Origin of the sequence: Corynebacterium sp. HMSC064H12, from assembly GCF_001809925.1 — a bacterium.
Taxonomy (GTDB): domain Bacteria; phylum Actinomycetota; class Actinomycetes; order Mycobacteriales; family Mycobacteriaceae; genus Corynebacterium; species Corynebacterium jeikeium_D.
In genome coordinates this window covers 1-20,297 of sequence record NZ_KV799326.1, presented here as the reverse complement: position 1 = coordinate 20,297, position 20,297 = coordinate 1, and the positions used below count along the sequence as shown (strand labels likewise).

The following is a 20,297-nucleotide window of genomic DNA, read 5'->3' as shown; positions in this document are numbered from 1 at the left end:
GGGCTTCAGCCCCCACCCCAACCTCAGAAAGCAAGAAAGTGACTGAGTTTATGACACTTTTGGGCAATTTTTCACGCCTGAAGTGTCATAAACGCAGTCACTTTCTTCGCCGGAAATCCTGCAAACCGCCGACGGAGGGATGAGCAGGAACCGCGAAGCGAAGCTCAGCCAGCCAACAGAGCCAGCATGTGGCCTTTTACTTAACGTCCAACAGGTCGATGACAAAGACCAGGGTCTTACCAGACAGGAAGTGTCCTGCACCAGCCGGGCCGTAAGCCTTCTCCGGCGGGCAAATCAGCTCGCGGCGACCGCCGACCTTCATGCCCGGAATGCCTTCCTGCCAACCGGCAATCAGACCGTTCAGCGGGAACTCGATGGACTGGCCGCGGTTCCAGGAAGAGTCGAACTCTTCACCGGTCTCGTAGTCAACACCCACGTAGTGGACCTCGACGCGAGCACCCGGGGTGGCCTCCTTGCCGTCACCGACAGTGAGGTCGTTGATGACGAGTTCCGTCGGAGCCGGACCGGACTTAGCAGTGAGTTCTGGCTTGGACAAGACAATCTCCTATCACAGTTGGCATTTATCAAAGCTGGCAATTATTCCAACTTAAATGGACCCAACTCAAATGGGGTTTCTTAAAATTCTAGGAAAAATAAAAGGCGCGTACCAACCTTTCGAAGGCTAGTACGCGCCTTTTCGCGTTTTCAACGCTGGACTTTTCTATGCTGAGTTACCTGCGAGGAACCCCCTACGCAGTAATCGCTAGAAACCTTAGCGCTGGTCGCGCGGAACGAAGTCACGCTCGGTCTCGCCGGTGTAAATCTGGCGAGGGCGGTTGATCTTCGATGCCGGGTCAGTGACCTGCTCGTTGAACTGAGCGATCCAGCCCGGGAGGCGGCCGATGGCGAACAGGACGGTGAAGAAGTCCGTCGGGAAGCCCATGGCGCGGTAAATCAGACCGGTGTAGAAGTCAACGTTCGGGTAGAGCTTGCGGGAGACGAAGTAGTCATCAGCCAGTGCAATCTCTTCCAGCTTCATAGCCAGATCCAGCAGCTCGTCGCCGCCGAGGTGCTGGAGCACCTCGTGAGCGGTCTTCTTAGCGATAGCTGCACGCGGGTCGTAGGACTTGTAGACGCGGTGACCGAAGCCCATCAGGCGGACGCCCGGCTCCTTGTTCTTCACGCGGTTCATGAACTCGGTTGCGTCGCCACCGTGGTTCTGCTGGATGTCCTCGAGCATCTCCAGAACAGCCTGGTTAGCGCCACCGTGCAGCGGGCCAGACAGAGCGTTGATACCAGCAGCGATGGAGACGAACATGGAAGCGCCGGAGGAAGCGACCATGCGGACGGTGGAGGTGGAGCAGTTCTGCTCATGGTCAGCGTGCAGGATGAGCAGCTTGTCCAGAGCGTCAACCACTACCGGGTCAACCTCGTAGTCAGCGGTCGGGTAACCGAACATCATGCGCAGGAAGTTCTCGCGAGCGTTCAGGTTGTTGTCCGGGTACATGTACGGCTCACCCTTGGATGCGCGGTAAGCGTATGCAGCCAGCATCGGGACCTTAGCCATCAGGCGAACCGCAGCCAGGTTGCGCTGCTCTTCGTTCAGCGGATCCAGCTCGTCCTGGTAGTAGGAAGCCAGAATGTTGACCGAGGAAGCCAGGGTCTGCATCGGGTGTGCGCCACGCGGGAAGATGCTGAATGCGCGACGGAAGTCCTCGTCCAGCAGGGTGTGGTGACGAATGTCGTGGTTGAACTGCGCAAGCTCTTCCTCAGACGGAAGGTGGCCGTGAATCAGCAGGTAGGAAACCTCGTTGAAGGTAGCCTTCTCAGCCAGCTGCTCAATCGGGTAACCGCGGTAGCGCAGAATGCCGTTACCGCCGTCGATGTAAGTGATCTTGGACTCGGTAGAACCGGTGGCGGTGTAGCCTGGGTCAAAGGTGGTCAGTCCAGTTTCCTGGAGCATCTTGCCCAGTGCGATACCGTCGTTACCCTCGGTTGCCTTGACGATGTCCATCTCGAACTCGCCGCCCGGGTAGTGGAGTACAGCTTTGCCGTCTTTAGTAGCCACAACTTCCCTTTCACAGAAAAATTTTTCTTAACGACTCCAGAGTGCGGGGGAAGCAGGCACAGCGGAAAACAGCATGCTGCCTCCCAACTCCACGCCACCCCTTCGGGGTCGCATTGTTTTCAATGATTCAATTATGCGCGACATTTGCGTTCCATTGCATCTTGCCCTGTGAAAAAAGTTTGCTTAGTTCACATCGACCGTGTCGTAACCATAAAGAACCGACACCTGCAGTGGATTAGAACACACAATATCAAAGAGTGTGAGCAGTGCAACACCCTCTACCCCATTCGGGCAGCCTGGGCTTACCCAATCTTGACCCCTCTTCACCCCGAAATGCAAATGGAAAAAACGGGTTTATTACGTTGTCACTGCTCATTTACTAATCAGGAGGTCAGGAGCCCATTCAGCGGCCAATGTCTTTAAAAGTTCAAAAGCCATCGAGCCGACGCCCGAAAACACATCGACTAAATCCACAATAATTCACCCCTCGCCGCCCGCCCGAGGCCCCACACCGCCAAGTTTTCAGCACCAACAAAACTGGAAAAAATTCTTCGCAAACTTTGCAAATACGCCAATCCACCCTGTTTTGTTATGCAAAGTACGGAAGCGGGGGCAATTGAACCCCACCCTTTTGCTATAAGTACCCCCGATTACCGCTAGAGTTTGAAGACAACGGCTGTATATCAAGCTTCACTTTGAATGCACTTTGAAAGGTTGCGCCTCATATGAGCGATCAATTCCCAGTCCTCCCTGAAGAGTTCCAGCCCGGCGACGGCCGCTTTGGTTGCGGTCCGTCGAAGGTTCGCCCGGCACAGATTCAGGCAATCGTTGACGGCGGTACCTCTATCATGGGTACCTCCCACCGTCAGCCGGCAGTGAAGAACGTTGTTGGTGAGGTTCGCGAAGGTCTGGCTGAGCTCTTCCAGCTTCCGGAAGGCTACGAGATTGTCCTGTCCCTCGGCGGCGCAACCGCTTTCTGGGATGCTGCCACCTTTGGGCTCATCGAGAAGAAGTCCGCTCACCTGACTTACGGTGAGTTCTCCTCCAAGTTTGCCAAGGCCTCCAAGATGGCTCCGTGGCTCGACGCTCCGCAGATCATCGAAGCAGAGCCGGGTTCCGCACCTGAGGTTGTCGCTGGCGAAGAGGGCGTTGACCTTATTGGTTGGGCTCACAACGAGACCTCCACCGGCACCATGGTTCCGGTCACCCGCCCGGCAGGCTCCGAGGGCCAGCTCGTGGCTATCGATGCCACCTCCGGTGCCGGCGGCCTCCCGGTCGACATGTTCCAGGCTGACGTCTACTACTTCTCCCCGCAGAAGTGCTTCGCTTCTGACGGCGGCATCTGGTTGGCTGCAATGTCCCCGGCTGCCATCGATCGTATTGAGAAGATCAATTCTTCCGACCGCTTCATCCCGGCTTTCCTGAACCTGCAGACTGCCGTTGATAACTCCCGCAAGAACCAGACCTACAACACCCCGGCCGTCGGCACTTTGCTGATGCTGGCTGATCAGGTCAAGTGGATGAACGCCAACGGCGGCCTCGACGGCATGGTTGCCCGCACCACCGAGTCCTCCTCCCACCTCTACAACTGGGCTGAGAACCGCGCGGAGGCAACTCCGTTCGTCACCGATGCTGCAAAGCGCTCGCTGGTCGTCGGCACCATCGACTTCGAGGACAACATCGACGCCGCACAGATTGCCAAGGTTCTGCGCGCCAACGGCATCCTCGACATCGAGCCGTACCGCAAGCTGGGCCGCAACCAGCTGCGCATCGGTATGTTCCCGGCCATCGACCCGGAGGACATCCGTCGTCTGACTGGCGCTATCGACTGGGTTCTGGACAACGGCTACGCTGCAAAGTAACAGCCAAATACCGGCCTCAGCCGCATAACTCCCGCGCCACGCGCAAGGGCATTGCCCCATTTGTCCGTGACGCGGGAGTTTTGTCGTTTACCATGATTAGTGAGCATTACTTATAACGTCGACCAACAAGGAGGTTCTCGCATGAGGGAGCTGAAGCCCGTTCTGGACGGCGATGTGACCGATTCACTGATTCTCGTTCCCGCCGATATCACCGAGCAGGAACGGCAGGAGGGACTTCGCTTCACGCTGCCTCTCGACGAGAACCTGCGCACTTTCCTGGTCGAGCACTTCGAGCTCGCCGATGCCACTGGTTCCCCTGCTGTAGCTGATTCCGCATCGCTTGCCGACGGATCCAGCGCCGCCACCGCCACTGCCAGCGGTAGCTCTGGGGAGAGTGCTACCGCAGAGAGGGGCTCCACCGACGGAAGTTCCACTAGTGGCAGCACAGCGGAAGCCACCACCGCAAGCGGCGACGCGGCCGAAGGCAGCGAGGCGGCCGGCAACTCCGCTACGGCAGGCGGGGCACCGAAGAAGACTCCAACGGCACCGAAGCCAGTTCTGGAAGAGCCCCGCGTAGTTTTGTCGCCGCGCGAAATCCAGGATCGCATTCGCAGCGGCCAGACGGTGGAGGAGCTCATTGAGTACAGCGGCATGCAGCCGCGCAAGATTGAGTCCTTCGCCTACCCGGTGCTTGCGGAGCGCGCACGTATTGCGGAGCTCGGCAAGCAGTCGAAGCCACGTCGCATTGATGGCCCGGCCAAGTTGTCCCTGTGGGAGATTCTCGCCACCGCTTTTGCCGCCCGTGGCCAGGAACTCGCCGATGCCTCGTGGGACGCCTACCGCGACCCGAGTGGACAGTGGATTGTGACGGTTACTTGGAATGTCGGCCACACCACCAACGTAGCTGAGTGGAGTTACCAGGCGGAGGGACTTTCCGCGCTCACCATTGCTCGCAATGAGCTGGCAGCAGAGCTGATTGACCCCGACTTTGCCCGCCGCAACCGAGACTTGGCTCCGCAGGCCAATCGAGCTGCTGATACCGCGGATACCTCTGAGATGCCAGCCGCATGGCAGTCTTCGGCGGAGCCGCAGCGAGGCCACGGGGAGCAGGATGTTCCGTCGCAAAGCGATGCCGCCGACGACGATATTGACGAGGCGGAGTTCTTGCAGCACCCGGACGCGGAGCAGCCGAAGCGCAAGAAGAAGACTGTCATGCCGTCGTGGGAGGATGTGCTACTCGGCGTACGTCCGAACGGCCCGAAGAAGTAGGAGTTTCCCTCGACAATGAGCTCCATGACCAGTGGCAACGCTTCTGATTTCGAATTCTCCGCGATTCGCCGCGGTGTAGTCACGATTTGGTTTATCAGCACCAATGACCCTGCTGCGACCCTGGAGACAGGTGTTCAGCATGACCGCGGTTTCGGGCGTCGTTTCCTAGCTCTCTATGACTCGACGTTGCCGGTAACACCGATTGGTGATTTCCCGCTCAACCGCTCGGCGGAAACCGGTGACGGTGAATACTACATCGGTGGATTTGAGGGCGTTGCCGTACTGCAGACGGTTCTCGATGATGTCTCGCAGCTGTCCAAGCTGTCGCCTCGTCTGCGCCAGGAGATTGCCGCCACGGACGTCTACGCGAGTGTGTCGAATAAATCCACGGGCTTCGGTGCCTTTGCGCATTGGCACGATGGTGAGCTCAAGCGTGCTTTCTCCGCTACTCGCTACCGCACACTGGAAGACATCGGTCTTCCCTGCCCCGCAGAGGGCAGCTTCTGGGCGGGCAAGCACCGCCCGCTGCCCGATGCTTTCGAAGGTACGGGTTCACGTCCACGCGAGGGGGTCGGTTTGCCGTTCGTTCCGGCAGAGCTTGCCGACGCCGTCATCACCGACTGGCTCGGATTCGACCCGCATTCGCCCGCTACCGATATCCCTGTTAGTGGTTTTGCGGTGGATGGCCGTCGTGCGGCTCCCGGGGCTTCGTATTCGACGTCTCGTAGTCCACGCGGGCTAATGGGTGAGCCGGGTTCGTCCGAGTCTGGCGCAGAGCTTGACCGCGCCTACGACGACTACGAAGTTCACAACGCAGAGCCGAACCGAGACTTTCTGGAGGAGCTCAGTCGCTTTGGGGCTAAGGCCAAGAACTTCGCTGGCCGCACCTGGCAGCGGGCGCGAGGCAAGTTCGGGAAATAGTTTCTACCGCCCTGCGCGCTGCGACTGAACGCGCAGTCGCTCGTAGAACGCGATCGCCGCGGAGGTAGCCACATTCAGGCTGTCAGTTCCCGGTGACATGGGAATGCGAGCACGCACATCGGTGGCTGCCATCGCGTGCTCGGTAAGCCCCTGCCCCTCAGCGCCAACGAGAATCGCGACCTTGTCCGTGTCCATGGCATCCCACAGGTCCACCGTGCCCGCAGGGGTCATCGACACCACGCGGAAGCCCTGCTCTTTGAGCTGGTCCAGGCTTCGCTGCCAGGTGGTCGTAGTACCGGGCAGAGTCGCAAATGGGACTGTCAGCACATGCCCCATGGAAACGCGCACGCTGCGGCGATACAGCGGATCGGCGCAGGCCGCGCCGAAGACGACCCCATCCACGCCCATGCCCGCCGCGTTACGGAACAGGGCTCCGATGTTCTCGTGGTCACCGACTCCCTCCATCACGGCCAAGGTGGTGGCTCCGCTCAGAACTTGGTCCACCGATAGCTCCGGCGCGCGGTCAGCGGTGGCCAGAAGGCCGCGGTGAAGATCAAATCCGGCCGCTGCGGCCAGAACCTCGCGGTCGAGTTCAAACCAGGGCACCGTTTCCGCAATAGCGGCCTCGCTCGCGGTCAGTCCGTCGGCAAGCGATGCGAGCTTCTGGCGAGTACCAAAGACTGCGCGGAGCGGAAAGCGTGAGCGCACTAACCGCGGCACAATGAGCGTGCCTTCGGCGATGACCAGCCCCTTCCCACCGGGCAAATCGGGGCGGGAATCGGACTTGTTGAGGTTGCGGATGTCATCGAGACGGCTGTCGGCGGGATCGTCGACGACGATGGGCGCAAAGCGTTCGAGGGATGTGGTGGTACTCATGGAAACTCTTTAGCCGCCCAGCAGAGCGGTGAACGGATCGGCGGCGAAGTAGATGATGAACAGGCCGGAGACAATCCACATCAGCGGATGTACGGACTTGGCACGACCCGAGAAGATAGCCATCGCAGCAAAGGTGATGAAACCGATGCCGATACCATTTGCAATCGAGTAGGTAAACGGCATGGTGACAATAGTCAAAAATGCCGGCAGTGCGATGTCGAAACGGGTGAAATCAATCTCGGTAATCTGCCCGATCATCATGGCACCGACGATGACCAGCACTGGCGCGGCAGCCTCGATGGGCACGATTTCATAGAGCGGGGTGAAAAACATCGCCGCCAGAAAGAGGATGCCGGTGACAATGTTGGCAAGGCCAGTCCGTGCACCATCGGCGATGCCCGCTGCGGAGTCCACAAAGACGGTGTTCGACGAGGAGCTGACTGCACCACCGACAATGGCACCGGTGCCTTCGACAACCAGTGCGCGCTTCATGTCCGGCAGCACACCGTCTTCATCGACAAGTGCGGCCTGCTTGCCCAGACCAGTCATCGTGCCCATGGCATCGAAGAAGTTCGCCAGGACCAAGGTAAACAGCAGCATGGTGGCGCTGAGGGCACCGACGCGGGCAAAGGAACCGAAAAGATCCACAGCTCCAACGAGGGACAAGTCCGGCATGCCGCCTACGCGGTCCGGCAGAGTCGGTACCGCGAGATTCCAACCGGTCGGCACTGGCTTGCCATCAGCGAAGGAGGGGCCCGCATCCGTCAAGGCCTCGACTGCGAGCGCAATGATGGTATTCAGCACGATGCCGATGAACAGGCCACCTGGAATATTGCGGACAACCATGATGCCGCAGATAATCAGCCCGAGGACGAACACGGCGGTCGGCCACGAGGCAATCTGACCATTGATGCCGAGCTGCACCGGAACAGTCGTGTCAGCGGCATCGGGAATACGGCGAACCAGGCCACCGTCGACCAGACCAATCATGGCAATGAATAGGCCGATACCCACACTCATCGCGGCCTTCATATCGGACGGAATCGCGTGGAAGACAGCTGTGCGGAATCCGGTCAGCGCCAGCAGCACGATAATCACCCCGTCCAGCACGACCAGGCCCATCGCTTCTTCCCAGGCCAGCCCCTCGTTAGCAACGAATGTCACGGCAACCAGGGTGTTGATGCCCAGGCCCGTCGCAATGCCGAAGGGGTACTTGGCAAAGAGACCAAAAGTAATGGTCATGACACCCGCGGCGAGCGCGGTGACAGCAGCGACCTGTGGTATCCCCAGGCTATTGCCGTTGACATCCTCGATATTGCCGAGGATCAGCGGGTTGAGCAGAATGATGTAGGCCATCGCGAAGAAGGTCACTACGCCACCGCGAATCTCGGTCACGGTCGTCGAACCGCGCTCCGTGATGTGAAAATAGCGGTCCACTGCCGAAAGATGGCTCCCCTTCCGTGCAGGCTTGGAGTCCTTCGCCTCATCTGAGGATGTTGCAGAGGTGGACGTACCTTTGTCCATTTTTTATGCCTCTCTAGAGTCTCTTTACTATCCGTGTCACGTGTTTATCCGTGTCAGAGCGGAATTTTTGTGCCGAAATCCGTAACGGTGCAGTCTCTGGGGCCACAGTGGCGTCGAAACTGCACCTTCTCCGTCATCGCGTTTGCCTAGGTGGAAAGCTACAGGTGGGAATCCTGGTAGGGTTCCGCCACCGGTGCACCCTGCCCCGTTACTTCCGGGATAGCTGAGTGAGCACCGCAGCCGTGGTCAAAGCTTACGGCCGTGGCATCGAATGTCCATTCGTTAACGCACACGCCCCAGTTCTTACCGAGCGGACCGGTCAGCGGGACCATAAAGGCGCAGGTTCGGCAGCGGTGCAATGCTTCCCGAGCAAAGTCACTCTCGGGGCCGGTATCGCCCTCTTCCCAACGCTGCTCGGTGTCTTCCACACCACGCGCCGACAAGGTGCGGGTCTGCAAGTCATCGCCGTCGAGTCGCTCATCTCCCACTGCAGCCGGCAACAAATCGCGCGGACCGAGGTCACCGGGGCGCAGCCGCTCCTCGTAGGGCACCCATTCAGGCGCCTGCAGCGCGGTTTCGCCAGGGACAAGAGCCACTTCACTGACCGTCGCCTGTTGAGTGCCCGGCGCGCACGCGACCACCACATGCCACTCCCAGCCCCTGTATCCGGGCAGGTCAGCCGCAAAACGATGCACCGCAACGCCCTCGCCTACGACACTTACACCGGTGTGCGCGCCGGCAGGCCCCTCCCCGAGCTCTTCAATCGCGGTACGGGCAGTGTCGACCGCCTGGTGATTCATCACCTTCCCCCGTCGGCGGCTGTTTCGGGAACGTCGTCGATTTTCAGTCACGTTTCCTATCCTAGAGTGAAGCTATGGACAGATTCCCGTCGGGCGACGCAAAACCCGCCCGCACCTTCCACTCATCACGCTTTACGACGGTCCGAGCTGCCATCCTCTCCGTGGCAACTGCCGCCCTATTGGCCGGCTGTGCGGCTGAAACTGGTTCAGGTGGCGATCCCTCAGGCGAGGCCCCTTCTAGTGGAGCTAGTGCGGACTCGAACTCCGGCACCGCCCCAAGGTCGACTTCGGCATCGGTTAATCCCTCCGAGCTGGTCGGTGCCGATAAGGTGCCGGGGCTCGGTGACGTTCCGACACTGAAACTGGCCATCGAGCAGTCCTATCCTGTCTTGGCTCCACCACTTCCCACGGAGAAGAACGTCGCTGCGCCTTTTGTCCAGGGCCTTGAGTTCGAACCCGATGGCTCTTTGTTGATGGGCACCGGCCTCTACGGCGAGTCCCAGATTTACCGATTACCGCAGTGGCTCGACAACTCTGCAGCCGAGCCGACCAACGTGGAAGATTTACAGCCTGAACTCTTCGGCGAGGGGATTACCCGTCATGGAGATACCGTGTGGCAGCTGACGTGGAAGGAAGGACGCGCCATTGAACGCGACGCGGCTACTCTCAAGCAGCGTCGCGAGGTTCCCTTCGACACCGAAGGCTGGGGCGCGTGCTCCTTCGAGGACACCATCGTGACCTCCGACGGCAGTGGCACCCTCACTTTCCGCGCCCCCGATGACCTCTCTTCCCAGCGTCAACTGCCCGTCACTGCAGCAGGTACAGAGACAACGTGGCTCAACGAACTCGAGTGCGTCACTGTCGACACCGACATAGCCCCGGACGCAGCTCCGGACGAAGCACCAGCGGACACGAGCGATTCAAACAACCAGAGCAACGCGGACGGACCAAACTCCCCGCAATCGCACCGCGAGATTTGGGCCAACGTCTGGCAGAGTCCATTCATCTACCGCATCAACCCGGAAGACGGAAAGGTCACAGGCATCGTCGATGCCACCGAGCTCTTCCGCGACTTGTACGCGCAGCTCTCCCCGGCAGAGCAAAACAGTATTGATGTGCTCAACGGCATTGCTCTATTGCCGGATTCTTCCTCTACCTCCCCCAATGGCCCCCGCCAGTTCCTGCTCACAGGGAAGAAATGGCCCACGGCCTACCGTGTTACCGTGAGTGAATAGCAGTATCTAGCCCGAGAACAGCTAGTGTGACTGAACGTAGCTTCAATTCCGTTACGAATGTCGGGAAGTGAGAGTTGATGGGATCGAGTAGGCGCCGCTGGCAACAGAATAGTAAGGCGTTCATGGTTGTCGGCGCTATTGTCGTGGTGGGTCTTGTCGTCACCGGCATTGTCCTTGCCGTCAATAAGTGGACCAACCAGGCAATCGACGACCCGCACGCGCTGTCCATCGAGGTCATTCAGGACGGCGAAACCACAGAGGTTCTTCCCTACCGTGTCTGCGACCTCTTTGAGAAGAATGCCTGCACCACGACTGAGGCCAACGCCGCCAAGATCTCCCTGGGCGAGCAGGAGACAGCTGAGGTTAACGTCGGCTCCACTGTTGGCTCTAACTCTTGGACTCTGCAGCGTTTCTTCTCCGACGATGCGGTCAACTCCACCTCTCGCAAGGATCCGGGCGAAGCCACGACCGAGACCATCGCCGGCTCCGCAGCTGTTGCCGGCAAACGCACCCCACTCGGGGTCGTGGAGGTTTCCACCGCGCTCATCGGAAAGAACTCCGAGGGTGAAGAGACCACCTACGGTATTACTTGGTCGATCGTCAACGAACAGTCGTAAAGCACAGCAAAACGCCCGCTCACTGAGGTTATCCACCTTCGTGAGCGGGCGTTTTTCACATCTTCTACCGACTTACGAGTCCAGCTCGCGCGCGACCGCACGCAGGACTTCAGCCATCTGGTGGCCGTCCTTACGCTCCGGGTAACGCCCGGCGCGCAGGTCACGCTGCACCGTCGACTCCAGCATGGAAATCATGTCCGAAATCATGCCGTTGAGATCGCTGGGGCTGTGCTTCTTTGCTTGACGACGGGCTCCTGCGCCCCCACCTGCCCCGCCACGGCGGTGACGGGCACCGCGCGGTCCCTCGTCGAGCACCTTGATCCGGAGAGCCTGCGGGCCTGGGCGGCCGTCAGCGTAGTCGTACTCCAGGCGCTGACCAGTTACGAGTTCTTCCACGCCTTTCGGCAGCACGTTCCTGCCGATGTAGACATCTTCACCGTCCGGATTCGAAACGAAGCCAAAACCGCGATCCTTGTCGTACCACCTGACCTTACCGATGGGCACTTTCCACCTAACCTTCCCGTGCCCTGTGACTGGGGGCACTCAACCTCGTTCCCCTTGTGCAGCGGTGACTGCCCTTCGGGGTCTTCGGATCGGAGATGCAATTCTTCCGCATTTGCCACCGTCCTCGCACGCACAAATGGCCAGAGTTAGAGGCTCGCTCGGGGCGAGCTTGGCCAGACAGGACCGCGAGGATATGCCAGGCCGGGTGCTGTCTTAATGGTGTTCCTTTAATTAAGGTGCGACCAAAACAGGACGCACTCCAACCGGGAACACATTATTTATTACTGCTTACTAGTGCGAAGTGGCGGCAGCGGTAGCGGCGTGCATGTGCACGTCACCTCCGATTACCTAAAGAACTCAATTATACCCATAGATGGGGACATAAAGGGAAGACGGATCTGTGTGAAGCGAGCACTCTCGCGGATTGACGCACCGAGACGGCAACTAACTGCCAGCGTTGGTTCTTTATGACTATCTCTTATGGCCATCCTTCTCAGTGCATGCGGCGCGCCAAAACCGGAAAAATAACAAGACGATAACGTGAGCTTTATCACATTTTGAAGTTTTAACTTACACAACACCAATAACAGTCACGTCTCTTACCTGCAGTTTCACCTACTTTTATGCATATTTCCCACCTGCGCTCAAAATTAAGAATCCGGCGATTCGCGTGACTATTTCGTTATCAACCGCTACGGTGTGCAATCGACGCGTTTAACGGACGAAGTCGCATAGATCGCCTTCATCTCACTCCAGTGCGATGACATCGGCCCGTTATCAATAACGTGAAGAACTTTCCATAAGAGTGAGATGGGGTTGCATTAGCCCCACTGGCGCCACAAAGAAAATCGACGAAAAGGAAATTTTCATATGGCTCGCCACGCAGCTAAGACCAACACCTTCGCTTCCACTTCGGCAAAGGTTGCACTGACCGGCGCAATCCTCGGTGCCGGTGCCGCTATCTTCGCACCGACCGCTTCTGCAGCTCCGGACTCCGACTGGGACCGCCTGGCACAGTGTGAGTCCGGCGGCAACTGGCACATCAACACCGGAAACGGCTACTACGGCGGTCTGCAGTTCTCCGCAAGCACCTGGAACGCTTTCGGTGGTAACGAGTTCGCTTCGACCGCTGATCAGGCTTCCCGCGAGCAGCAGATTTACGTTGCTGAGAAGGTCCTGGCTCAGCAGGGTTGGGGCGCATGGCCGGCTTGCTCCGCAAGCCTGGGTCTCTCCTCCGGCCCGACCGATCGTCCGCACCCGAGCCAGGGCTCCGCTCCTGTTCGCGCACAGGCCGCTCCGGCAGCTGCTGCTTCCGACTCCAAGACTGACCTGGTCCAGCAGTTCGCTGACCGCCTGTCCAACGTCGACAGCCTGTCCGACGCTCAGGCACTCATCGCTGAGTTCCGTGCACTGACCGGCGAGGTTGAGCTCCCGCAGGAACTGGTCGCAGCCATTCCGTTCGACCTGTCGAAGCTGCAGGGTCTGATTTAAGACTTTCGAGCTAGCCAGCTCATCACAGTAGCCCCGAGGGTAATCCCCCTCGGGGCTACTTTTTGGCTTCCGCAGGTTGGCGGTACCGACCCAACGCGAGTTAGTGACTGCGTGAGTTACTGCCTGCGTTTATGGCTAGCGACCGCGTGCCAACGCGAGTTAGTGACTGCGTTTATGACAAAAATGGCCCGAAAAATGGCTTGAAAGTGTCATAAACTTACACAGTTTCACATTTGCAGCCCGCATCCATGGGGCCATTCCGGTGGATTGGCCAAAAAACTGGGCTTGAATAAGCCCCCGCCCACTTCAAGCCCCCACTTCAAGCGCCCCTACTCAAGCCCCCGCCCCGAGGCCACTGATGTGAAAACCCGCAGCCATGGCTGAACTAGCAGTCACGGCTGCGGGCCTCCAGCAGAAGTAGCTCTGCTAAGAATCTAAAAGATTACTTGTTAATCACCGTGGTCGGGTGCACGTAACCCAGAGTCTCCGGATCAACCGGGAACTCAATGTCGCCGAAAGGCGAATCTGCACCAGCGTGGTGAGCAATCAGTTCAGTAACAGCGTGCTGACCAGGCTCGAGGTCCTTCGGCCAGCCGGGATCGACATAGGATTTCTTTGCAACGTTAGCCATGCTGAGATTATCCCAAAAATTTTCTCCCCAGTCACCTTCTCCCCTCCTTAAATCTCACTAAAGTGGGGATTGTCATGACTAGCACCACCCCCTTTGCACTCTTTTCCGACTGGCTGGCAGGTCAACCAGACCAATTTGTGGGCACTATCCTCAGCAATCGCCCCGATGCGCTGTCGCCACCGCCGAAGTCTTCCCAGGTGCTAGCGGCAAGGCTCCAGCTCCGCGCTTCTGTCTCCCGCGCGCTAACCAAACTGCCCGCACTGGAGCTCGCCTGCATTGAGGCCGCCGCCGACCTCGGTGCTGACGCCGAACCCGTCACTGCGGACGCCCTCATCGACTACATTCTCGACTTACTCTCTCGAGCAGAGGTTCCCGCCAATCAACGGCCCACGGCCACGCATATTCGGACAAGCCTCGATACCCTGCGCGAATACGGACTCATCTGGGGCAACGGTCCCGGCCCCCGCGGCACCTTCACCGGCAAGTCCACCCGCAAGAAACCTCTGCCCTGGCAGGACTACTTCTGTCTCAGCGATGAGGTCGCCACCTCGTTGCCACCTGGCTGGTATCTTCTGCCCAATCCCGATGGCCCAAGCCGCAGTCAGCTACGCACGGCACTCACCGAGGTTACAGACAGACAGCAGCGGCTTCTGGACACCCTCGCCAACTCCGGAGGTCTCGGCGTTACAAAGGACGCTCATCCGGATGCCGACCCTTCGCTGCCGGTCCCAGCGCTCATCAACGCCGGCCTGCTCGAACGCATCGACGAGGGCACCGTCCGCCTGCCCGCCACCGTTCGCGCGCTTATGCGTGGAGTCGGGCTTGCCGACGACGACGTCCCCCTGCGCCCCGAAACCCCCGCTACCCACGTGATTGCCAGCGGTAACGACCGTGCTGCCGCCACTGCCTGGGAAACTTTGCGACAGGCGACTGACCTGCTGGACTTGCTGGGAACCGACCCCGCGCCGACATTGAAAAACGGTGTCATTGGAGTGCGGGAAACCCGCAGTCTCATCGAGGAGCTCGGCGTCGACATCTCGGAGTTGGCTCGCGGCGTGGCTAACCTCAGTGCAGCGGGGCTGGTTCATGTCGGCACTCCGCATCCGCTGCCACTGCATGACACCGGTGGTGACTATTTCGCCCCCACGCTGGCAGCCGACGGCTTCCTCGACGCCGATCTGGTTGACCGGTGGGTGAGTTTGACGGTCGGCACTCGCACTAGCGACGCAGCTCCCTGGCGGGTCGACCAGCTCAATGAGGAAGGCAAGCGCATTGCTCTACTCTCCCCACAAGCTCGGCTCTCCGGGGTACCGTCAATCCGGGAAATGGTGCTGGCCTGCTGTGCGCAGGTGGCGTCGTCGGCAAGCGACAACGACATCGTTGCTCTGACTGACCTGCGTGAATGCGCCGCCTACTACTACCCGATTACCAACGCGAGGTGCACGGACGAGACGCTCAGTGGCGTGGTCGACGAGCTGGTCGCCCTCGGCATCGTCGTGCGGGACCCGGGCGTGGAAACGATTTCCGTCGGCCTTAGCGAGGTTGGCAAAGCCATGGTCGCGCTCATCGAATCCGGCACCGCCGAGGCCTTCGACGATCTGCGTGCCGCCTGTAACAACCTCTTGCCACCGAACGCCTCGTACCTGATGGTTCAGGCGGACAACACCATCGTCGTACCGGGCCCCGCATCCCCGGAGATGGAACGCATGCTCAGTTCGATTGCGCAGCTGGAATCTCCCGGCCTCGCCAGCGTCTACCGCGTGACCGAAGACAGCCTTCGCGATGCCCTCGACGCCGGCATCAATGCCGCCGATATCTCGGAGTTTCTTTCGCGCTACGCCGTCGGCGAGGTGCCGCAGTCCATTACCTATTTGCTTGACGACGTCGCCCGCCGCCACGGTCGTCTCCGCGGTGGCCCCGCAGCGTCGTTTATCCGCTGTGACGATCCGGCCCTGCTGGCCTCATTCCAGAGTCACCAGGCTGGACAAAGCCTGGCGTTGCGGAAGATTGCCGAAACGGTGCTAATTAGCCAGGCCCCGCTTGCCCAGGTGATTGAGACCGCTAGAAATGCGGGCTTTTCCATCATCGCCGAAGATGCAGAGGGTTTGGTGCTGGATCTCGGTCGCGCTCCCTGCCGCATTGAGGCGCCGGCTCCGGTGCCCGCTGCGCGTACAACGATGCCCGAACCGGAACGCATCAGCCAGGCGTTGACGGCTATTGCCGATGGCAACCGTGCTGCTGAGCACGCCGGTAGTTCCAGTGGCGCTACGGCCAGTGGCAGCACTGCTGGGGTCTCTGGCTCGGCTGCAGATTCGGCGACAGGTACGGGGACAGCTGCCGGTGCCAGCACTAGCACCAATGGCACGAGCGACTACGCCTCCGGCACCGAAGCGTTCAAGCTTCTGCAGCGCGCGGCTCGCCATGGCGACGACCTGTATTTGAGCTACGTTGACCGCAACGGCAAACCCGGCCGCAAGCGCGTGCGCCCAGTCACCGTCTCCGGTGGGCAGGTCGATGCTATCGACCCGGCCACCAGTCAAGTGCTGCGCTTCCTGCTGCATCGCATTACCGAAGTACATCCTGTCGACTAGGCGGCGGGCGCGCGGACCGTCGTAAAGCGATGCAGAAGCGAATGTGGCGGTTCGGGATGATTCGAGCCCGTGACGCATCTTCTGCGTAATCGTGGCAGAATTGACCTTTAGCTTATTTTTGGTCGAATGTCTGCGAGGCGAGGAAATAATGGGTTTCGGTACGGGGCCGCTGATCGTCCAATCGGATAAGACGGTGCTGCTGGAGGTCGATAATCCGGAGGCGGATGCGGCACGCGCGGCGCTGGCACCGTTCGCGGAGCTCGAACGTGCTCCTGAACATGTGCACACCTACCGCATCACCCCGCTGGCGCTGTGGAATGCTCGCGCCGCCGGTCACGACGCGGAGCAGGTGGTCGATGTCCTCGAGCGCTTCTCCAAGTTCCCCGTCCCACAGCCGCTGCTTATCGACGTCGCGGAGACCATGGACCGCTATGGTCGCCTGAGCCTGACCAAGCATCCAGCTCACGGCCTTATTCTGGTCTCACACGACCCTGCGGTACTGGCCGAGGTGACCAAGCACAAAAAGATACGTCCGATGCTCGGTGAGCAAATCGATGCCGACACCTGGACCGTGCACCCCTCCGAGCGAGGCCGTATCAAACAGGAGCTGCTGAAGGTCGGCTGGCCGGCCAATGACACCGCCGGCTACATCGATGGTGAGGCACACGCCATCGCTTGGCAGGATCAGGGCACCGGCGGCCACGACACCTGGGAACTGCGCGACTACCAACGCATGGCGGCTGATTCCTTCCGCGAAGGCGGCTCCGGCGTCGTGGTGCTGCCCTGTGGCGCAGGCAAGACAATCGTCGGTGCTGCGGCCATGGTAGACGCGCAGCGCACCACTTTGATCCTGGTCACCAACACCGTCGCCGGCAGGCAGTGGCGCGACGAGCTGCTGCGACGCACCTCGCTGACCGAAGACGAAATCGGCGAATACTCCGGCGAAAAGAAGGAAATTCGCCCCGTCACCATTGCGACCTACCAAGTGGTCACGCGCAAGACTAAGGGAGAATACCGCGCACTCGAGCTATTCGATTCCCGCGACTGGGGCCTCATCATCTATGACGAGGTCCACCTCCTGCCCGCTCCCGTGTTCCGAATGAGTGCGGATCTGCAGTCGCGCCGTCGACTGGGGCTCACCGCCACCCTGGTGCGCGAGGACGGCCGCGAAGGCGACGTATTCAGCCTGATCGGGCCGAAGCGCTATGACGCCCCATGGAAGGACATTGAAGCCCAGGGCTGGATCGCACCGGCAGACTGCGTTGAGGTCCGCGTGACCCCGACCGAGTCCGAGCGCATGCTCTACGCCACGGCTGAGGCCTCCGACAGGTATCGTCTGGCCGCAACGACGCCGACGAAGATTCCCGTCGTCAAGCAAATCCTTGCCCGACACGAGGGCGAACCCGCTCTGGTGATTGGTGCCTACCTGGATCAGCTCGAAGAGATCGGCGAAGAGCTCGGCGTCGACGTCATCGAAGGAAAGACGTCCAACGCCAAACGCGAGGAGCTCTTTGGGAAGTTCCGGCGCGGCGAGATCAACACGCTGGTGGTCTCCAAGGTTGCGAACTTTTCCATCGACCTTCCCGAAGCCTCTGTCGCCGTGCAAATCTCCGGCACCTTCGGTTCCCGACAGGAGGAGGCACAGCGCCTGGGGCGTCTCCTGCGCCCGAAGTCCGATGGTGGTGGCGCCGTCTTTTACTCGGTGGTGACTCGCGATACGCTCGATACCGAATACGCAGCTCACCGCCAGCGTTTCCTGGCGGAACAGGGCTACGCCTACCGAATCGTCGACGCAGACGAGTACCTCGGGCCCTCCCTGCCCGGTGATTCCACCGCTAGCTCGGAATCCTAGAAAACTGGATAACTAAAGGACTGCCATGAACTTTCACTTCCCCGTCAACCGCGAGCACACCAACGCCAACAACGAGTACTACCGCGATGCCCGCCGACTGCTCATCTCCTCCGGCATTTTCTCTGCTCTGCTGCTCGTCGGCGCTGTGCTGGTTCTAATAGTTTTCGACCGCACGCCGTTTGTTATCGGCAGCGCGGTTGTGCTTTTCGCCCTCGCGGCTCTCTACGTCGGCGTTACCTTCCAGGTGCGACGCGCAATTAAGGATCCGCAAGAGCTTTACGACGAATCCCCGCTGGTTCCGGCCATGATTGCGCGTGTGGATGAGCGGACCATGGTGCTGATGACCCTGGTGGACATGCGTAAAAACCCCTCCGATGGCGAGCCCGTCCCGGCCCTGGCTACACGTACGGTCACCACGATTTCCGGTGTCCCCCGCCGCGTGGGCGCGAAGGTGCCAGCTGTTGCTGTGGCCGGTACACACAAGAGCCGCACCGAGTTCTACGACGAGATCACCCCAGTGCCGCTCGCGTGGTCCACTCCAGACAAGTCAATCATTGCCCAAGCCCAGCGCAATATTCCTGTCAACGATTGGAATGTGCTCGAACGCAACATCGACCGGGTGGAAGAGGTACACGCAACGAAGCGCAACCTCCTGCCGCTGAACTAGTCCGGGGGCTGTTAGCCCCCGACATTTTGGCACTGAACTGTTCTAGACCCGCCCCCGATTTCCCTTAGCAGCGCCCCCTCCGCGGTGCTCACATGCACGGCGAGAGCGCCATTGGGAACTGAAACGGATTGACTAGCTCTTGCCCCATGACTCTTCGTTCTGCCGGTCGATCGCTTCCTTATCGTATTCACCTGCCGGATCCTCTGGCAGCTCACGTTCCGTGTGAGTGGCCTCTAGAATGAACCGCGCCGCGTCCGTAATCTGTTCTCGCTGAACCTTTGGAACCGCAATCTGGTGAGTCGCCAAGAATACCGCCTGAGAGGCCTCTCCCCCTGCCTCCTCAACCTTCTTCAGGTACTCGGTAGCTGGCCGAACGACAGTATCGCGGGAGGCCGCCTGAACGTGGACACGCATGCTTCGCGACGGCTCATGCAATCCCGGTGACACTTCCTTTGCCGAATCATCAGAGGTGCCGAAGAATGCCTGCAACCACACCGCAGGAGCACCACGCAGGTCTAGAGCCGGGGCAACGAGCAACAGAGCAACCGGAGTGTCTTGACTAATCTGGTCCACCGCAGAAACAACGTTGTGGCCGCCTGAAGAGACACCATAGAGAACTATCGGGTTCTGATCACTGATGGGCATTGCACCCAATTTTTGAAGCTGCAACGAATCATCTGCAACAGATGCGACTACCCGCGCGATGTCATTGACGGCCTCAGATACTTTATGCTCTGGCGCGAGACGGTAATCCACATCCACAACAATTGCGCCCGATCGGGCTGCCAGGGCAGCCATATTTGGGCCGAAGGAATTCTCACGCAGACTGCCGTCACCCATCCAGAAAGCGCCGCCGTGTGCAGCAACTACCACAGACCCGGTTGGATCCTGCGGGACAAAAACCCGAACCGGAACGCTAGGACTATCCCCCACCGTCGTATCCGTCACCTCTACCTTGCCGTCGGCATACGCAAGGTATGGCGAAGAGTGGTTGACAGCCGCCCCCAGGACCATCATCGAACCGTGAATAATGGCGTCTGGCATACGAGCGCCGCGGTCATTGACTGACGCACGAGCCTTCTTAATGTCTTCCTCAGAGGCACCCAAGGGGACAACCTCGCTCAAGTAGGAATAGGCCGAGACGTGTTCTTCGAGCCATTCAATAAGCTGTTGTAGCTTACCTTCTTCGGTCGTTACGGGAGTGAAGTTGTCTTGAGCCTCGTCCTCAGAAGAAGCGAGGTTAACCACATCGGAGTTAGGTGTCTGATTAGTCATAGAGACAGTCTGCCACAGAGAGCCAACGAGGATTCACCAAAAGAGGAAACCGAGGATCCGATCGACGCTTAGTTAATTCCGTTTACCTGTGGGTAAAACAAAAGTGGGCCGCAG

The 20,297-nt window shown here is 59.7% G+C and carries 17 protein-coding genes; 9 read left to right on the top strand and 8 right to left on the bottom strand.

The annotated features are described in order from the left end of the window. Positions 1–196 precede the first annotated feature (196 nt). On the bottom strand, positions 197–556 hold the full coding sequence (locus HMPREF2681_RS02000) for an FKBP-type peptidyl-prolyl cis-trans isomerase (RefSeq protein WP_005511805.1): 360 nt from the start codon (positions 554–556) through the stop codon (positions 197–199). Between the two features lie 216 nt (positions 557–772). Next, entirely contained in the window at positions 773–2,068 is a 1,296-nt protein-coding gene (locus HMPREF2681_RS01995) for a citrate synthase (protein WP_016423307.1), read from the bottom strand. Between the two features lie 725 nt (positions 2,069–2,793). Here HMPREF2681_RS01995 and serC point away from each other — a divergent pair. From serC to HMPREF2681_RS01980, 3 genes are all read left to right on the top strand, one after another. Continuing rightward, positions 2,794–3,930, top strand: coding sequence for a phosphoserine transaminase (gene serC / locus HMPREF2681_RS01990; protein ID WP_070545910.1), 1,137 nt, complete (start codon positions 2,794–2,796; stop codon positions 3,928–3,930). A gap of 141 nt (positions 3,931–4,071) precedes the next feature. Then, positions 4,072–5,199, top strand: coding sequence for a septation protein SepH (gene sepH, locus HMPREF2681_RS01985; RefSeq protein WP_083301581.1), 1,128 nt, complete (start codon positions 4,072–4,074; stop codon positions 5,197–5,199). A 24-nt stretch (positions 5,200–5,223) separates the two neighbouring features. Beyond that, positions 5,224–6,120, top strand: a complete 897-nt coding sequence (locus tag HMPREF2681_RS01980; protein WP_246815957.1) for a DUF6928 family protein — start codon at positions 5,224–5,226, stop codon at positions 6,118–6,120. Positions 6,121–6,123: 3 nt separating this feature from the next. Here the strand turns inward: HMPREF2681_RS01980 and HMPREF2681_RS01975 are convergent, their stop codons facing one another. From HMPREF2681_RS01975 to HMPREF2681_RS01965, 3 genes are all read right to left on the bottom strand, one after another. Continuing rightward, positions 6,124–6,996, bottom strand: a complete 873-nt coding sequence (locus HMPREF2681_RS01975; protein ID WP_070545908.1) for a TrmH family RNA methyltransferase — start codon at positions 6,994–6,996, stop codon at positions 6,124–6,126. A gap of 9 nt (positions 6,997–7,005) precedes the next feature. After that, positions 7,006–8,520 (bottom strand): NCS2 family permease, encoded by a 1,515-nt coding sequence (locus HMPREF2681_RS01970; RefSeq protein WP_016423312.1) that lies wholly within the window; start codon positions 8,518–8,520, stop codon positions 7,006–7,008. Between the two features lie 158 nt (positions 8,521–8,678). Then, positions 8,679–9,371 carry a DUF3027 domain-containing protein gene (locus HMPREF2681_RS01965; RefSeq protein ID WP_224433761.1) on the bottom strand — a complete coding sequence of 231 codons (693 nt, stop codon included), beginning with the start codon at positions 9,369–9,371 and terminating at the stop codon, positions 8,679–8,681. Between the two features lie 23 nt (positions 9,372–9,394). On the opposite strand from HMPREF2681_RS01965, the gene HMPREF2681_RS01960 reads away from it, so the two are divergent. Together HMPREF2681_RS01960 and HMPREF2681_RS01955 are read left to right on the top strand one after the other, a co-directional pair. Continuing rightward, positions 9,395–10,555, top strand: a complete 1,161-nt coding sequence (locus HMPREF2681_RS01960) for a glutaminyl-peptide cyclotransferase (protein WP_070545906.1) — start codon at positions 9,395–9,397, stop codon at positions 10,553–10,555. Between the two features lie 122 nt (positions 10,556–10,677). After that, a complete protein-coding gene (locus HMPREF2681_RS01955; RefSeq protein WP_049193037.1) occupies positions 10,678–11,172 on the top strand; it encodes a DUF2771 family protein in 495 nt (164 codons plus the stop codon). A gap of 72 nt (positions 11,173–11,244) precedes the next feature. Here the strand turns inward: HMPREF2681_RS01955 and HMPREF2681_RS01950 are convergent, their stop codons facing one another. Beyond that, positions 11,245–11,676 carry a cold-shock protein gene (locus HMPREF2681_RS01950; RefSeq protein WP_070545904.1) on the bottom strand — a complete coding sequence of 144 codons (432 nt, stop codon included), beginning with the start codon at positions 11,674–11,676 and terminating at the stop codon, positions 11,245–11,247. A gap of 870 nt (positions 11,677–12,546) precedes the next feature. Between HMPREF2681_RS01950 and HMPREF2681_RS01945 the strand changes: the two genes are divergently transcribed. After that, the gene (locus HMPREF2681_RS01945) at positions 12,547–13,167 is read left to right on the top strand and encodes a transglycosylase family protein (protein WP_016423316.1); all 621 of its coding nucleotides are present in this window, start codon (positions 12,547–12,549) and stop codon (positions 13,165–13,167) included. A gap of 442 nt (positions 13,168–13,609) precedes the next feature. Here the strand turns inward: HMPREF2681_RS01945 and HMPREF2681_RS01940 are convergent, their stop codons facing one another. Beyond that, positions 13,610–13,798, bottom strand: a complete 189-nt coding sequence (locus tag HMPREF2681_RS01940) for a hypothetical protein (RefSeq protein ID WP_016423317.1) — start codon at positions 13,796–13,798, stop codon at positions 13,610–13,612. A gap of 74 nt (positions 13,799–13,872) precedes the next feature. Here HMPREF2681_RS01940 and HMPREF2681_RS01935 point away from each other — a divergent pair, with 74 nt between their 5' ends. The 3 genes from HMPREF2681_RS01935 (at position 13,873) to HMPREF2681_RS01925 (ending at position 18,908) form a co-directional block, all read left to right on the top strand. Beyond that, positions 13,873–16,389: a helicase-associated domain-containing protein gene (locus tag HMPREF2681_RS01935; RefSeq protein WP_070545902.1), complete on the top strand. Its 2,517-nt coding sequence runs from the start codon at positions 13,873–13,875 to the stop codon at positions 16,387–16,389. Between the two features lie 148 nt (positions 16,390–16,537). Further along, entirely contained in the window at positions 16,538–18,241 is a 1,704-nt protein-coding gene (locus HMPREF2681_RS01930; RefSeq protein ID WP_016423319.1) for a DNA repair helicase XPB, read from the top strand. Positions 18,242–18,266: 25 nt separating this feature from the next. Then, the gene (locus HMPREF2681_RS01925; protein WP_049171985.1) at positions 18,267–18,908 is read left to right on the top strand and encodes a DUF3239 domain-containing protein; all 642 of its coding nucleotides are present in this window, start codon (positions 18,267–18,269) and stop codon (positions 18,906–18,908) included. Between the two features lie 132 nt (positions 18,909–19,040). Here the strand turns inward: HMPREF2681_RS01925 and HMPREF2681_RS01920 are convergent, their stop codons facing one another. Beyond that, a complete protein-coding gene (locus HMPREF2681_RS01920; RefSeq protein WP_049171987.1) occupies positions 19,041–20,183 on the bottom strand; it encodes an alpha/beta hydrolase in 1,143 nt (380 codons plus the stop codon). Positions 20,184–20,297 lie beyond the last annotated feature (114 nt).